The sequence below is a fragment of the Paenibacillus sp. FSL P2-0089 genome, assembly GCF_038595095.1.
Taxonomy (GTDB): Bacteria; Bacillota; Bacilli; order Paenibacillales; family Paenibacillaceae; genus Paenibacillus_AQ; species Paenibacillus_AQ silagei.
The window spans coordinates 171,679-187,641 of the sequence record NZ_CP152006.1; the positions used below are offsets into that span (position 1 = coordinate 171,679).

Genomic DNA, 15,963 nt, shown 5'->3' on the forward strand with positions numbered 1-15,963 from the left:
ATTTTGCACGAAATGCAACACTGTCAGCTCCTTAAGGTCCATCTACATAGATGCATTGCCCGTCAGCGCAGCCTCCTGGCGCTGGCGGTCCCGCTGCTCCAGCACAGACAGGTCGCCGTCCAGCGCTTTCAGGCCGGGCAGGCGCAGGGCCACTCCGGCGTACAGCACCGGAAGAAGGCCTGCGGCAATCAAAAGCACAGGAACCCCGTACAGCTCAGCGACCGTACCGGCTGCCAAGGCGCCAATCGGCGACAGGCTCCCGCCAATCAGGAAGCGGACCGAATTCACCCGGCCCTGAAGCTGACCGGGTACGAGCCGCCCGTGCAGGGAGGAGCTTAGGGAACTGAAGAACGGCCCCATCAGCCCGGCGGCGAATACGGCGAACAAGGCGAAGGCATAGCTGGGGATGAAGCCCCACAGCATGGTGACGATACCTGACAAGCCCAGGCTGCCCAGCATGACAGCGCGCCGCTGCTTAATCTCGCCCATGATGGAGATGACCCCGAGTCCGGCGAGGTACCCAAGCGCAGAAGCTGTAGACAGCGTACCTACAGCCGCCGCATTGCGGTGCAGCACCTCGCGGACATAAGGGACCATCATCGTCCATATGGCTGTGGAGCTAAGATTGCTGACGGCAGCCATCATCATGATCGTCAGCATGGCCGGGAACCGCCGATAGAACGAGAAGCCTTCGGCTACCTCCCGCAGATAGCCGGATACGGAAACGGCAGCAGCAGGCGGCCCGGCGGGCTTGCCCATCCGGGGCAGCCACAGCAGCATGGCAATCGCAGCCATATAGCAGACGGCGTTGACCCCGAGCGCTGGCAAGGCGCCGCTGGCCGCGGTCAGGATACCGGCAAGCGCTGGACCGAGCAGCACGGCAGCGCCCTTGCAGCCGTCAATGATGGCGAAGGCGCGCATCAGCTTGCCGGTTCCGGCGATTTCCGGGATGACGGCCATGGCCGTCGGCAGGAACAGCGCGGAGCAGGCGCCGCTCAGGCTGGCGGCCGCGAACAGCTGCCAGAGCTGGAGATGGCCGGCGAGGCCCATGCCGAGCGGAAGCAGGAGCGCCAGCAGCCGCAGCACGGCAAGGCAGGCCATGAACCGCACGCGGGGCAGCCGGTCGGATAGCGGCGAGCCGAGCAGGCGCAGCACTTGCTCGGGAATCATGGAGCTGAGCGCAAGCGCCCCCATCGCTACCTTGGAGCCAGTCAGGTCATAGACCAGCCACTCCATGGCCAGCAGCCCAAAGGCGTCGCCGAAGGCGCTGAGTGAAACCGTGGATAACAATCCGTAATAGCTCCGTTTCTGCAACTTTCTCACCCCTTCAGGTAATCCTCAATTTGCCCAGGCAGATCGTCCAGAGCCTCCAGCCGCAGGCTGTAGGAGACACTTTTGCCGCTGGTGTGAACGATGACCAGACCTGCTGCGCGCAGCGCGATCAGGTGGTAGTGAATCGTGCTTTTGGACAGCTGGACCGCCTTCACAATCTCTGTGAAATTCATCTGGCTGCCGGTAAGCTGCCGGAGAATGAACAGCCGGGTCTCATCCGATAACGCCCGGGTAAGCCGCAGTAGCGCGGCAGTGGGCCGTCCTTCTTCGGGGGGAAGCGCATCACAAGAGTAGCTGGTGAACACAAACTCATCATATTGAGAGGAGATGACCAGCGGTCGGGCATGATATTGCGGAGTGATAATAACCTGCTTCAGCGTCTTAGACGGATAGAGCCGCATTCCTTCGGTAGCTGCCTCGTAGATGGCCATATCATTCGTGCCGTCCAGCATCGCTGCCCGTGCTTCGGCCTCCTGCCGCAGCCCTTCCATAATGGCCGGATCAATGCTGCTGAAATAGCTGTCATTCCACACCCGGATCACTTCAGCCGCAGCATCCCGCAGCCCGGCAAGATTCGCAGGCACACTCTGCCCGAACCGCCCGGCAATGTCGTAGAGCTCCCCCGGAGACAATTCTTCGAACCAATGCAGGAATGCCTCCGGCGTACGCTCTCCGGGACAGCTCCAGATGTAGGGGGAGAGACTGAAATTATCGGTGAGCTTCAGCACTTCCTTCATGCGCTGGAGCATGACAGGGGCAAACTGCGTCTGGACCTGGCGGACCCAGGAGGTCCCGGCATCCATAGCCGTATGATTTTGCTTGCCGATAAAAGCGTTCAGGCTGGTAATGCATTCATAGACAGGCGCGAAGTCCACAGTTACTTTATAATCCATAAGGAATTCCTGCTTTCTGGTGTAGTGGGGTTAGATATAACAGAGATAATAGATAGTGAAGGATAACTGAGCTTGGAATTAAAAAAAGTTCTATAAACATAGAACTTATATTTGTTTTATCATAAACGAACTTTTCTGGTTTGGCAAATCTTATTATTCAAAAAAAGGCGGTTCCCGCAGCGCATCATGCGCCTTGGGAACCGCCTTTACTGATTTAAACCTCGTATAACGCTTTAGCGTGCGTGCGTTAGTTAATGAATTGCAGCGACTTCAAGGTCTTCTCCAGCATCGTAGCCGCTTCCGCACGGGTAGCCAGCTTCGCCGGAGCGAACGCACCATCAGGGGTACCCTGGATGATGCCTGCGGCGGCGATCTCTGCTACCGCTGCTCTGGACCAGGCCGGGATGCTTGAGGCATCGCGGAATTTAGCCAGTACAGCCGAATCGGCCGTCAGGGTCTTGCCGGTGTATTTCATAGCTTTGGACAGGACGGCTGCCATCTCCTGCCGGGTAATCGGACTGCCCGGCTTGAAGCTGCCATCGGTATAACCGGTAATCAGACCTGCGGCTGCTGCTGTCTGTACAGCATCCGTGTACCATGCGCCAGCACGGACATCACTGAAGGATGTTCCTGTTGCTGCCGGTGCAAGCCCCAGCGAGCGGGTGATCAAGGCTGCGAACTCTGCCCGTGTAATAGACTGCGCAGGTGAGAAGGCGGTATTGCTGGTGCCGTTAATCACCAGCTTGGAGGCCAGCAGCTCAATGGAGCCCTGTGCCCAATGGCCGGCAGTGTCACCGAAGGTCTTGGACGATTTAACGACAGTGTAGTAGCTGTTGCTGTTGCGCTTGATCGTTACCTCTGTATGTCCGTCTGCCGGGCTTGCGAAGACAGAAGGCACGAAGGAAAGCTTGCCCGTGGCCGGGTCAAAGGCGACACCGGTCGCACCCTTGGCATCAAGTGCACCTGTGGCCGTGATTGTCCGCTTCACATAAGTGCTGCCGAAGCTGTTCAGCGGTACATTGGTGGTGCCTGCCTGGGCAGTGACACTGAATTCAATGATGGGGCCGGCTAGTGTGACCACATTGCCCTGTGCGGCAATGGCCTTGTTCAGACCGTCAAGTGCAGCAGGTCCGGCCTGAAGCAGCGAGACAGTGACCGTGAACTCCCCGGTGCCAAATCTTGCAGCCAGTGCTGATCCGTTCACAACGCTCAGCGGCAGGGAGTAGGAGGCTCCGCCTGATGAGGTGAAGGTAAGCACGGTATCAGGGCGGGCAGCCGCCTGCTGAACCAGCACACTGCCTGGCAGGACAACCTGTGCGCCTCCTGCCGACGCTGTAAGCGGAATGATCAGCTCACTAGAACCGGCTGGCAGTGCGGCCAGCTTCGCTGTAAGCTCTGCTGCTGTAAGCGTGGTAACCTGCGGTGCTGCCGCGCTTGGAGTAGAGGTTACTGATGGCGTTGCCGTAGGAGTCACTCCTCCGGTGCCCCCTGGGCTTCCGCCTTCCGGTGCCGTGGTTGGAGCCGGAGTAGGCGTTACAGTCGGACTTGGGTTTGGAACGGCACCCTTCAGATCGGTGATCCGTCCTTCAACGCTTGAAGTTACCGGATTATGCTTCTTCAGATAGGCCAGCAGGACTTCGAAGTCGGGAAGACCCAGTTCATAATAACGTCCATCCGCCTTGGCTGAAGCCAGTGCGCGGTAGAAGTCCCCGCCGCCAGCCATGAAGGAGTTCGTGGACAGAATATAATAGCCTGCCGGATCAATCGGCTGGTAAGATCCGTCCGCCTGCTTGATCTCAACGGAGATGATGCGTTCCCCGGTCTGGGTCACCTGACCGGTCAATGAACTCACAATCTCTGGTTTTTTAGTCGAATCATACGTGTATTTCATCCCCGAGACATGGGCGAAACGTCCCTGGTCTAGCTCCAGGCCGCTGACTGCGTTCTCCAGGGAGGAGATAATCTCCGCGCCGGTAACCTTCAGGGCAACCAGGCTGTTATTGAATGGGAGTGTGGTTAACACTTCGCCCATCGTAATCTCACCCTTATCAATCGCTGCACGGATCCCTCCGCCATTCTGGATGGCCACGACGCCTTTGATCGTACCAAGCTCCTCCTTGGACACGAAGTTAGGCATCAGCTCGGTAACCTTCTCCGCAATACTGTCCGCAATCATATTACCTATCGGCGTCTCTTCCTTACGCACCACGCGGACGGATTTCCCGTCGATGTCGCGGTTTGTGTAGAGATCAACGTCTGAATATCCTACCTTCTCAGCCCGAACGGCGGAGAGCTTAGAATCGTATTCAGAAGCGAGCTTGGCTTTGGCCGCCGGATCTTCAGCGTATTTGGCTACATCCAGCAGCTTTCCGTTGTACGATACAATTTCACCGTTTTTGTCAAAGACAACATTCAGCTCACCCAGATTTTGGCCGTATTCTCCTGTCTGGACCACCAGCACAGGCTTACCTGTACCAACGTTGGTAACCGGCTCAGGAGGGTTGTCGATCTTGGTATGAGAATGCCCGCCGACAATGATGTCAATGCCGTCGACGGCGGCAGCGAGATTCTTGTCTACGGTATACCCCAGATGGGTTACCGCGATAATCTTATTAACCCCTTTAGCTTCGAGCATCGCTACAGTGTTCCTCGCGCTCTCTATATGGTCCTTGAAGCTAATCTTATCCCCCGGAGAAGATAATCCGACCGTATCCTCAGTGGTCAGGCCGAAGACACCGACCTTCTCCCCGTAGACGTCTTTGATTACAGCCGGATAGATGTTCCCGTTATACGCGGTGTCACCTTCGCCGATGGTAACGATATCGTTGTGGTACCGGTCTGCAAGCTCACTGTTCTTAGAGGTAAAGTCAATGTTTGCGCTCGCGAACGGGAATTTCGCCGCTTCCACGAAATTTCTCAGGTATTCAGGATGCTCCTTATTCTGATCAAATTCATGGTTGCCGAAGGTCATCGCGTCATAGCCGAGGTCGTTCATGAAATCAACATCCGCCATGCCTTTAAACGTAGTGGAATAGAGTGTCCCTGAGAACACATCTCCTGCATCTAACAGTAGAGTATAGGGATTGCGTTCCTGCTTGATCGCCGTAGCACGCTTGGCAATCGTCTCCAGATGTCCATGCGTGTCATTCGTGTGCAGCACACGCAGAGCGAAGTTGGATAGGTCGAACTGAGCGACTACCGGATCATGGTCGGATGCCCGTCCACGCGATGCCGGGAAGTCTGCATTAAGATGGACAACGTCCATTTCTGCGGATTTCGCAATATTTTTACTCGCCAAAATATGATCCAGTACCTGTGAGTTTCCGTCATACGTATAAGTGTACTGTTCATTAAGCGGCAGCTTGTCAATCAGATTGTCCAGCTCATTACCTTTGAGAATATCTGCGGTCTTGGTGAATTGGAAATCATTCAAGTCGCCCATGGCAATAATATTCGCCGACGGGTTGGCTGCGAGCACATCCTTGACGAAGCCGTTCACGACGGCGGCAATCTTGTGACGCTGTGTCTCACTTGACAAAACCGGTGGCTGAACGTTCTCAAACGGGCCGTTGTCCCCCGACTTGGAATTGAAGTGATTGGCAATTACAATGACCTTCTTGCCTTTGAACTCGAATTGTGCCGCAAGCGGCTTGCGGGATTCTTTAAAGGCATCGTTCGCCGGGTCAATTCTTCCCGGATTGTAGGTGAGCTTGTCCGCAGCCGCATTGTAGCTGACCGCTTGCAGAGCGGAACCCTTCTGTCCGCTGATGCTGTCAGACAGCTTGACTCTTACCGGATTGTAGAGGAATCCAACCCGGATGTTACCGCCGGGAGCACCGCCGTCTGCTTTATCCGATGGAGCAATATCAATATACTGGTACGCCGGGCCTCCGGCGGTCTGAATCGCTTCGATCAGCTCGGCGGCATTGGCTTCCACGATACCGTTGTCAGTCTCGCCGTTGCTGTCCTGCATTTCAACGACGCTGATAATATCCGGCTTCTGGAGATTTACAGCGATGGACTGAGCCAGCTTCTGAATCTTCGCGGCTCCTACGCCAGGGTAATAGTTCTCGATATTATACGAAGCCACCAGCAGCTTGTCCTCAGCTACAGCAATCGTAGAGGTCTCCTGTGTGAAGCTTCCTTGCGTAATGCCGGGCAGACTTCCATTCGCCGGAATAACCTTGAAATTTCCATTGTTGTAGCCGATTACTCCGGTCACATCACCGTTGAATGTATCACCGGTACCAACCTCTTGGCCGGGATTGCCATAGGCGATCAGCAGCCGTTGCGGATTAAGGTTTTTGGCGCCTTTTAGAACAAGTCCGCCTGCCGGTGTAATAACATCGTCCATCATATTGTCCACTCTCGTAGGAATGTTATATACGGTGGAGGTACCGCCGCCGCTTGTCCAATACGGACTGAGAATCGTAGGAGTCGGAAGTGTAACGAGCATCCCCTCAAGCGATTCATAAAAGTCCATAGCATCCTCATCGGGCTGGAATTCGGTTAGTTTATCATCGTCGATGACTGAGGACGGGATGATCCGCCCGCCTTTGCCCAGAACTACAGGCTCTGGAAGTTTTACGTTTTTGGCAACTGTCTTGATTGTACTGAGTGTAATTTGGGTGGAAGTCAGATTCTTGCTGCTGCCCTCATTGTACTCCGACACCATACCCGATACAGTCACATGATCTCCAATATCGGGCTTCAGGCTGGCATTCGTGCTGTATACGAATATGCCTTCAGAGGTATTGTCATTGCTATCCGGCTTAGGGTCCTGGATGAAAAATCCTTTATAATTGCCGTTCGCAAATGTATATCCATATTGGGTAACAATCCCCTCGACATCAGTAACGGTCTGGCCGGCATATTCAGAGGAATGGGATTCCCCTTGAATATCATGGATGCGCGGAGGCGCTGAAGCGGTATAACTGAACGTGAATACTTTGCTGGTCTGGCCCGGAATGGAAGCGATAGCTTTAATTACAGTATCCTTAGTAATCGTAACCGGAACGGTATACAACGTACTGGTCACGGTAGGTTCTGAGCCGTCGAGCGTATAATAGATAGCTGCTCCTTCTGTAGGACTGGATAGTGTTACAGAGCCTCCGCTAATGATTCGTCCGGCGCCGGGGCTGGCGGTCACAGAGAATAGCTCTTCTACCAGACTCTCGGCATTCAGCGGAATGAATTGATAGACATCATTAAACTGTTCAATAACACCGGTGATTCTATCAAAATGCTTTTCTGCGGTCAGTTGAGGCAGGTCAGAGTAAATTCTGAACGGCTGCTCAGCTTGAATGGCGGTGACATTCTTACCGTCTTTACTTTTGATTGTTACATTCTCAAGTGTGACAAGTTTAGCCTCATAAGCTTCACCATTTGCTGTTGTCAGTTCTGCGGCGGTAATTAACTGGGGAGCAGGAACACCGGCATCCGGAGTCACTACACTGTAGTTAAGCCCGGCGGACGGTTTAAGTTCCTGGAGGTTACTGTAGATATCCATAACACCTTGAATATTAACAATATCTCCTGCTTTGGCGAAGTCAGGGTACCCGTACAGCACAAGGCCAGCAGTGGCATCCTGAATGTACATTTTTGCGCCGTCGATGTGTGTAACCGTTCCTTCCGTCCATACGTTCTGACCCTTAGGTGCCGGGCGGACAGAGGCAATATCCTGTTGTTTAAGGAGAGTGTAATCATAGCTCGATTCTGTGCTATAGACTGCATCGGATACAGCATAGGTTTTGATTGTCGTGGGTGCATTTAGTAGGATAGGGGTGCTGTATGGCTTGAATGCCGCTTCGGCGCCGTCTATGTAGACTGCGGCGTACACGGATGCGCCAACGGTTGAAGTATTAAGGGAGATTTCAGTGCCTGCGGGCCAGGCATTGGCAGACGGAGTGGCAATAACCGGCGCTACAGTCTGACTGAGACCATAATGGCTATTGCGGGGATCAGGGGGCTGGACGGTGAAGTCCTTAGAGTTATTATCGGTATCGAAGGCACGGTTATCTGCAGGTGAAATGTCTGCGGTCTTGCGCACTGCGGCAAGGGTACTGCTTAGTGCGGCTGTAGCTCCGCTGCCTTCATAAGTAGTGGCAGTTCCGAAGCCAACCATATCAACACCTGCATTGGAGGCATCTACAAGGTCAATTTTGCCATTGGTAGCTCCAAGCTTTAATGTTCCTGTATAATCAGGGGCTGGCAATTCAACCGTACCTCCGGTACCAGCCGATTGCTGGATCAGAAAGTATCCCTTCGCGGCAATGGTTCCTGTTAATACTGAGATGTCGGATGTGTTAATTAGGTCACCATTGGCACTGGCATAACGCACCTTCCATCCCTCAAGACTCACTGCTGTATCCGTAGGATTGTATAATTCAATGAAGTCATTTTTGTATTTAGCGCCGCCGTTGCCGCCGCCACCGTAGACTTGTGAGATTACAATATTACTGTTATCCGCTGTTGCCTGTGCACTTTGTCCAGCAGGCGTTAACAGTCCGAGCAGCATTAGCACGGATAACCCTGTAGACAGCCATCTTCGCATCCTGTGAGAAATAACCATGATCCTAAACCCACTCCTCTCAAAACTATGATTGGCATTCCCCATTATTCTACCATTTAATTGTTAAATAAAGGGTCGCTTCATATAAATATATATTAAATTGAGACCAATTCAAAAGAATAATAGAGAAGTTTATTAGAAATGCATAAAAATAGTAGTAATGTTTAGTATAAAATCTATATAAATAGCCATTCCCCAATATTGGGGAATGGCTATTATCGATTATTAATAGAAAATCAATTATAGTCGACGTTGTAGAGCCGGATATCAGCCGTGATTCACTCCCGTTTCAATCCGCTCCGCCCCGCCCATATACGGCCGCAGCGCCTGCGGGATATAGATCGATCCGTCCTCCTGCTGGTGGTTCTCCAGCAGCGGAATCAGAATGCGCGGCGTGGCCACCGCTGTGTTGTTCAAGGTATGGCAGTATTGCAGCCGCCCGTCTTCATCACGGTAGCGGATGCCCGAGCGGCGGGCCTGGAAGTCGAGCAGATTGGAAGCCGAGTGGGTCTCCCCGTAAGCTTCTCTGCCCGGCATCCAGGTCTCGATGTCATACTGCTTATGGGTCTTCATCGCCATGTCTCCGCTACAGACGGCGACTACCCGGTAAGGCAGCTCCAGCAGCTGAAGAATATGCTCGGCATTGCCGAGAATCTCCTGGAGCATCTGCTCTGATTCTGCCGGATCGTTCTTGCACATGACCACCTGCTCGATCTTCGAGAACTGGTGGACCCGGTACAGCCCGCGCACATCGCGGCCGGCCGAGCCGACCTCGCGGCGGAAGCAGGCCGACATCCCGGCCAGCCGCAGCGGCTGATCCAGCTCCAGAATCTCATCGCTGTACAGCGAGACCAGCGACACCTCCGAGGTCCCGGCCAGCCAGCGCTTCTCGCCTGTCAGCTCGTAGGTCTGGTCCCGGCCGCCGGGGAAGAACCCGGTCCGCTCCAGCGCTTCCGGCCGGACGATCACGGGCACATCCATCGCGGTGAAGCCGCGCTGCATCAGCACATCGAGCGCCAGCCGCTGCACGGCGAGGTGCAGCAGCAGCCCGGCCCCCTTCAGCACATAGCTGCGGGGCCCTCCGGCTTTGACACCGCGCGGAAGGTCGATGATGTCGTGCAGCTCTCCGAGCTCGACATGGTCCCGCGCGCGGAAGCCGAATACCGGCGGCGCGCCATGCCGCCGCAGCTCCACATTCGCGCTGTCATCCGGCCCGATCGGCGTATCCGCCGACACGGGATTCGGCGCTTCCAGCAGCAGCTCGCCGCAGCGCTGCTCCGCTTCTGCCAGCTCCGCCTCCAGCAGCGCCAGCTCGCTGAGGGTGCCCCGCACCTGCGCCTTTGCGTGCTCGGCGCCTTCAGGGTCGCCCCCGCGCAGCAGGCGCTCGACCTCCTTCGTCAGCGCGTTGCGCTCCGCGCGCCGCTGCTCGGTGGCCCGGCGTACCTCCCGCCGCCGGTCATCCCACTCCAGAAGTTCCTCCAGGGGGAACTTCAATCTTTTCCATTCGGCCGTCTTCCGTACAAGGTCCTCATTCTCCCTGATCCAATTCATATCCAACATCTGCATCCGCTCCTTAAGTGTGGGTAAAAAAACGCAAAAAACGCCCTCATCCATGGGACGAGGAGCGTCAGCTCGCGGTGCCACCCAGGTTGACCTCATTCGCGTATAGCAGCTAAGCAGCGCGGAATCAGGCCCTCTTTGGTCTTCGCGGTAACGGGCGAAACCCGGTAAACTTAGGGAACAGGAAGCTGCTCCGGTCGCAGACGCCTCGCGGTTGGATGCCGGTCGTTGGCCTGGTCGGGATATAGGTTTGCCGTTTATTATAACCAGAGCGGCAGCAGTTTGCAAGCATAAGAGGGGTTTGACAATATTCCTTGTACTCTGCTAGGATTATTACTAATTTAAAGTATTGATGCCCGGCGAAGCAGCCCGGTTTATCCTATTATGCGGACGGAAGAGGTGCGGAAATGGCCAAAATAGTCGTAATTAACGGAACACCCTCGCTGGTCTCACGGATCAATGCCGTGATTGAGTATGCAGAGAATGCCCTGCGGGAGCGCGGGTATGAAGTGGAGCGGATCAATGTGGCGGAGCTGCCTGCGGAGGATCTGATCCATACCAAATTCGAGAGCGAGGCCATTGTCAAGGCGAATGGGCTCGTAGCGGAAGCTGATGCGGTAATCGTAGTCAGTCCGGTATATAAGGCTTCTTACACGGGAGTACTGAAGACCTTCCTGGATCTGGTGCCGCAAAAAGGGCTGGCCGGCAAAATCGTCCTGCCGCTCTTCATGGGCGGAAGTCTTGCACATCTGCTGGCGATCGACTATGCACTGAAGCCGGTACTGTCCGTGCTTGGCGCCCGCTACATTCTTGGCGGCGTCTACGCCGTAGACTCCCAGGCGGTTCGTAACGACCAGGGCGTAGTTGAGCTGGCTGAAGAGCTGCGTTTACGCCTGAACAGCGTGCTGGAAGAGCTGGCGGAGGAGACGGAGCATAAGGTGGGGCGCAAGGCAGGACAGACAGGAGCCGCGGAATAAGGTTACGCTGCCGGTCCGATCATCCCCGGTACAATCAAAAGGCACTAAACCACCCGGATGCGGGAGTTTAGTGCCTTTGTCTATTTAGGAGTTATACTCCTTGAAAGCTCAGCTCCGGCTCCCACAGAACAACCCTATCTCCCGCCAGACTCGCCGGAATATCAATGATCCGCTGGTTGCTGCTTCCCCGGTAGGAGAGGGTAAGGTCTTTGAGCTCTTCGACGAACCGTCCGTCGATCACGACCTGGCACAAGGCCAGCAGCTTCCATTCCGCAGAGCCCGGGGAAGCCGTAAGCTCCTCGTACGTATAGCCGGTATAGATCCAGACCGGGAAGGCCGGCAGCTCGGCGCGCAGCTCGTGTATGAAGTCTGCAGCCTCCTCAGCCGAGAAAAAAGGGTCCCCGCCCGCCAGCGTCAAGCCGTCCAGCAGCGGATTGCCTGCAATCTCCTCTATAATCTCCCGCCGGCGCTCCGGGGTAAAGGCCTCCCCGTAGTTAAAGTTCCAGGTCTTCGGGTTGAAGCAGCCCGGGCAGCGGTGGCGGCAGCCGCTGACGAAGAGGACGGCCCGCAGGCCTTCCCCTTCATTGATCGACTCCGGATAATATCCGCAGATGTTCATAGATGCTTAACACGGTCCCGGACTTCGGCTTGCTTGGCCGCATTGAAACGGGTCTGATAGTCACCGGTCAGATACCCGGTAACCCGGCGCAGACGGCGGATATGGGTGGTATCCTCATGGGCATTGCAGGTCGGGCAATTCGTGCCGATGACCCCTTCATAGCCGCAGCCGGAGCAGCGGTCAATCGGATGGTTGATGCTGAAGTAGCTGATGTCCTGCTCCAGCGCATATTTGATGATTTTGACGAAGGCTGCAGGATTGCTCCGGGCATTGCCGTTCAGCTCGACATAGGAGATCGCTCCGGCGTTGCAATATTCATGGAACGGGGCTTCCAGGCTGATCTTCTTGGCTGCGCTAAGTTCATGGTAGACCGGAATGTGGAACGAGTTCGTATAGTATTCACGGTCGGTTACCCCAGGGATAGAACCGAGCACCTTGCGGTCGATCTTGGTGAACTTACCGGAGAGACCTTCGGCCGGTGTTGCGAACAAGGTGATGTTGAGGTTAAGCTCCTCGCTCTTGCGGTCGCAATATTCACGCATGTGGCGGACAATGGCTACAGCCTTGGCGTGAATCTCCATATCTTCGCCGTGATGCTTGCCGTACATGGCTTTCATGCATTCGGCCATCCCGATGAAGCCCAGCGACAGGCTGCCGTGCTTCAGCAGTTCGCCTACACTGTCATCAGGGGCAAGCTGCTCGCCGCCCTCCCAGACGCCTTCACGCATCATGAAATCGGAGGCTTTGGCCTTCTGGGAAGCCTGGATACGGAAGCGGTGCAGCAGACCGTCCAGCGCAATATCCATATAGTGATTCAGGTCGTCGAAGAACCCTTCTTCATCAGCAGCCAGGCGGCGGCCGGTTATCGTGCCGTGGGCCAGTCCAAGACGCACCAGGTTGAGCGTATTGAAGGACAAGTTGCCTTTGCCGGAGCAATGGTTGCGTCCGAAGCGGTCGCCGAGCACACGGGTCCGGCAGCCCATCGTAGCGAACTCGGTATCCGGGTCAGCCGGATCATAATATTGCATGTTCAGCGGAGCGTCCAGGTTGGCGAAGTTCGGATACAATCTGCGCGCCGAGCACTCCGCTGCCTTCAGGAACAGCTCATAGTTAGGGTCACCCGGTTGCTGGTTGATGCCTTGCTTGCATTTGAAGATCTGAATCGGGAACACCGGCGTCTCCCCGCTGCCCAGTCCGTTCATCGTAGCCGTCAGCAGTGAGCTGATCACAAGCTGGCCCTCCGGGGAGGTGCAGGTCCCGTAGTTGATGCTGGTAAAAGGAATCTGGCCGCCGGAGCGGCTGGACATCGTATTCAGGTTATGTACCATACTCTCTGCGGCCTGCAGGGTCTCGCTCTGCGTCTCCTTCAGGGCAAAACGGAAGGCGCGCGGATACTGCTCAGCCAGATCGCTGCGGCTCATCGTAATCTCCCCAAGTTCTGAAACCTCTGCATTCTCCTCGAAATACTCCAGACCTTTGCGGAAGAGCTTGGAGAAGGACTTGGTCACATAAGGAGCCAGATCATAATCCAGCTTGTTGGCGGACACACCGCCGTACTGCGCATTCTGCTGCGACTGGAAAATAATCGCCACCAGCGACATCGCCGTCATAATCGAGTTGGGAGGCCGTACGCTGCCGTTGCCGGTGTTGAAGCCTTCACGGAGAAGCCGTTCGAACGGGATGAAGATGCAGTTGGTGGTTCCGATGGCGTATTGATCCAGGTCATGCACATAGACGACATTATCCAGGGTAGCCTGTACCAGCTGCGGCGGCATGGTGAAGTTGCGGGCATACCATTTGGAGTATTCACTGCCGAATTTGCTCATTTTGCCGGAGAAGCTCTCCCCGTTCAGGTTGGCGTTCTCGCGCAGCAGATCCAGATCCCGGCTGTCGATAATATCCCGTCCCAGATGAATGACCTCTTCCAAAAGATCCTCCTGTGCAGCTTGTCCTTCGTTATAACGTTTCTCCAGCAGCGTCATTATATAACTCTCTCCTCTCGGGTATTGTAAGCGTTAAAAAAGCACCTCCGGCCGGGAAGGCCGGAAATGCCCGAATGCATGATGCAAAGATCCGGGAAGCGGAAGTTTGCCTGTGGTCTGGGTGGAATATACGAGCAGACACTGGGCAAATAGCTTACGCCCGTTCTTGTACATTCCGCAGAGCCGATACCTGAAGATAATCCACGATCGTCCTCAGGTATCGGCAGCCTCTGGCCCGATTGACGGAAGGCTAACTCTGCTATGGCAGGCCGCATACGGACACCTCCCCTGTTCCTCGCAGGAGTCTAAGCGGTGCCACCGAAACAGGCAGGTCTCCTGGCTTCCGGCAACTCCTCCGGCGCCTTCCCGGGGGGCTTATTCCGCCCCTTAGTGGCATTTAGCCGGAGAATGCGGCCCTGGGCATCGCACCCTGGGAGCATCCGGTTACAGTGGCGGGACCGCAGCGGTTTTGCACCGCGCTTCCCTATTAAGTCGCACCTCTATTACAAGGGGTGAAACACCCGTTTCTACTATATTTTGTTGTTATCTATTAAAGCTACCGCAATATATTGTGTTTGTAAATGTTTTTTTGCAATCCCGCACGGGGAGCGGGTTCGGCGCTTTTACTCACAGCTGATCCACAGTTAGTCCACAGGTAATCCACAACTTTCCTATGAATCTGCCGTGAATTTTTCATAAAATCTCCGAAAATACGCCACAAAGAATCCATAAATAGAGTGCGTCTAATCCTGGTAATCATTTTGACGGATATTAATAGAATAGAGAGGGTGCAGGTGATTTGTAGCAAGCCTGGCGAAGCGTTACAATAAGAGGATAAATAAGAGACTCAGGCATACCAGATAATTAGGAGGGAGATCACAATGGCAATTGGCGAAGTGACCGTTATTCCGATCGGGACAGGCAGCACCAGTCTCAGCAGCTATGTGGCCGAGATGCAGCGTGTGCTGCAGACGGTGGAGGGCATTACCTATGAGCTAACTTCTATGGGTACAATTATTGAGGGACCGGTAGCGCGGATTCTGGCTGCGGTAGAAGCGCTGCATGAGTCGCCGTTTACCGCCGGGGCACAGAGAGTCTCAACCTCACTCAAGATCGATGACCGGCGCGACAAGACCTCGACCAGCCGCAGCAAGCTGGAATCTGTGGAGCGCAAGCTACAGGGAGAGTAACCACAATAGTATCTAATCAGAATCAACCGATAAGGAGCGGATTCTTAATGACAGAAGCAGCACAGCAGATCGGAATTCAAATGTATACACTGCGTGACCAGACGGAACGCGATTTCCTCGGCACACTGGCCAAGGTGGCAGAGATGGGGTACCAGGCAGTGGAATTCGCCGGTTATTTCGGTGTATCTGCAGGGGAACTGCGCCGTAAGCTGGATGAACTTGGCCTGGCGGCCCCTTCGGCGCATGTAGGCCTGGACTTCAGCAGTCTGGATAAGATGGAGCAGGCATTAGCCAAAGAGATTGAATACGGTGTAGAGCTCGGACTGCAATATATGATCACCCCGTCGGCACCGCTTCCGCCGAACCCTTCCATAGAGGATGTAACGAGAATCATTCCATTCCTGGAGAAGGCTTCCGCAATGGTCCGGGCGGCGGGGATGCAGTACGGCTACCACAACCATGATTATGAATTCAAAGAGGTTGACGGCAAGGCGGTCATCGATATCTGGCTGGAGCAGATTCCTGCCGAGCATATGCTGGCTGAGTTTGATCTGGGATGGGTATACAGGGGGGGAGCCCGGCCCGTTGATTATGTGTCGCGGTACGCCGGCCGTGTTCCGCTGGTTCACATTAAGGACTTCGGAGCAGACAATGAGGAGACTGATCTCGGAAAGGGAGAGGTCGATTTCCGGAGCGTCTTCGAGATCGCGGAGCAGAGCGGAATTCTCTATTATATTGTGGAGCAAGAGGCATATGAGGTATCTTCTCTTGCAAGCGCTAAGCTCGCACTGGATTATTTCCGCGGGCTAGGGCTGATGCAGGGCTGATGACACAGCAGC

At 55.0% G+C, this 15,963-nt stretch carries 9 protein-coding genes and 1 riboswitch; of the genes, 3 read left to right on the forward strand and 6 right to left on the reverse strand.

Translation table 11 applies throughout. The annotated features are described in order from the left end of the window. Positions 1–42: 42 nt before the first annotated feature. From NST69_RS00735 to serS, 4 genes are all read right to left on the reverse strand, one after another. Positions 43–1,314, reverse strand: coding sequence for an MFS transporter (locus tag NST69_RS00735; RefSeq protein ID WP_036732687.1), 1,272 nt, complete (start codon positions 1,312–1,314; stop codon positions 43–45). A gap of 5 nt (positions 1,315–1,319) precedes the next feature. Continuing rightward, entirely contained in the window at positions 1,320–2,225 is a 906-nt protein-coding gene (locus NST69_RS00740) for a winged helix-turn-helix domain-containing protein (protein WP_036732679.1), read from the reverse strand. Between the two features lie 247 nt (positions 2,226–2,472). After that, entirely contained in the window at positions 2,473–8,796 is a 6,324-nt protein-coding gene (locus NST69_RS00745; RefSeq protein ID WP_342548226.1) for an S-layer homology domain-containing protein, read from the reverse strand. A 267-nt stretch (positions 8,797–9,063) separates the two neighbouring features. After that, complete coding sequence (serS, locus tag NST69_RS00750) at positions 9,064–10,356, reverse strand: serine--tRNA ligase (RefSeq protein ID WP_036732676.1); 1,293 nt, start codon at positions 10,354–10,356, stop codon at positions 9,064–9,066. A gap of 407 nt (positions 10,357–10,763) precedes the next feature. Here serS and ssuE point away from each other — a divergent pair, with 407 nt between their 5' ends. Beyond that, a complete protein-coding gene (ssuE, locus tag NST69_RS00755; RefSeq protein WP_036732673.1) occupies positions 10,764–11,333 on the forward strand; it encodes an NADPH-dependent FMN reductase in 570 nt (189 codons plus the stop codon). 91 nt (positions 11,334–11,424) lie between these two features. Here the strand turns inward: ssuE and nrdG are convergent, their stop codons facing one another. Further along, positions 11,425–11,952, reverse strand: coding sequence for an anaerobic ribonucleoside-triphosphate reductase activating protein (gene nrdG / locus NST69_RS00760; RefSeq protein ID WP_036732670.1), 528 nt, complete (start codon positions 11,950–11,952; stop codon positions 11,425–11,427). Further along, the gene (locus NST69_RS00765) at positions 11,949–13,934 is read right to left on the reverse strand and encodes an anaerobic ribonucleoside triphosphate reductase (protein WP_036732668.1); all 1,986 of its coding nucleotides are present in this window, start codon (positions 13,932–13,934) and stop codon (positions 11,949–11,951) included. The genes nrdG and NST69_RS00765 overlap by 4 nt, the downstream gene beginning before the upstream one ends. Before the next feature lie 308 nt (positions 13,935–14,242). Then, positions 14,243–14,474: riboswitch (cobalamin riboswitch) on the reverse strand. A 341-nt stretch (positions 14,475–14,815) separates the two neighbouring features. Between NST69_RS00765 and NST69_RS00770 the strand changes: the two genes are divergently transcribed. Next, entirely contained in the window at positions 14,816–15,124 is a 309-nt protein-coding gene (locus NST69_RS00770) for an MTH1187 family thiamine-binding protein (protein ID WP_036732667.1), read from the forward strand. Positions 15,125–15,171: 47 nt separating this feature from the next. Next, the gene (locus tag NST69_RS00775; protein ID WP_036732665.1) at positions 15,172–15,951 is read left to right on the forward strand and encodes a sugar phosphate isomerase/epimerase; all 780 of its coding nucleotides are present in this window, start codon (positions 15,172–15,174) and stop codon (positions 15,949–15,951) included. The last annotated feature ends 12 nt before the right edge of the window (positions 15,952–15,963 follow it).

Excerpts from the sequence above, each read along its gene's own strand:
- NST69_RS00740 (WP_036732679.1), bottom strand. The coding sequence starts at position 2,225 with ATGGATTATAAAGTAACTGTGGACTTCGCGCCTGTCTATGAATGCATT.
- NST69_RS00745 (WP_342548226.1), bottom strand. The coding sequence starts at position 8,796 with ATGGTTATTTCTCACAGGATGCGAAGATGGCTGTCTACAGGGTTATCC.
- serS (WP_036732676.1), bottom strand. The coding sequence starts at position 10,356 with ATGTTGGATATGAATTGGATCAGGGAGAATGAGGACCTTGTACGGAAG.
- ssuE (WP_036732673.1), top strand. The coding sequence starts at position 10,764 with ATGGCCAAAATAGTCGTAATTAACGGAACACCCTCGCTGGTCTCACGG.
- nrdG (WP_036732670.1), bottom strand. The coding sequence starts at position 11,952 with ATGAACATCTGCGGATATTATCCGGAGTCGATCAATGAAGGGGAAGGC.
- NST69_RS00765 (WP_036732668.1), bottom strand. The coding sequence starts at position 13,934 with ATGACGCTGCTGGAGAAACGTTATAACGAAGGACAAGCTGCACAGGAG.
- NST69_RS00770 (WP_036732667.1), top strand. The coding sequence starts at position 14,816 with ATGGCAATTGGCGAAGTGACCGTTATTCCGATCGGGACAGGCAGCACC.
- NST69_RS00775 (WP_036732665.1), top strand. The coding sequence starts at position 15,172 with ATGACAGAAGCAGCACAGCAGATCGGAATTCAAATGTATACACTGCGT.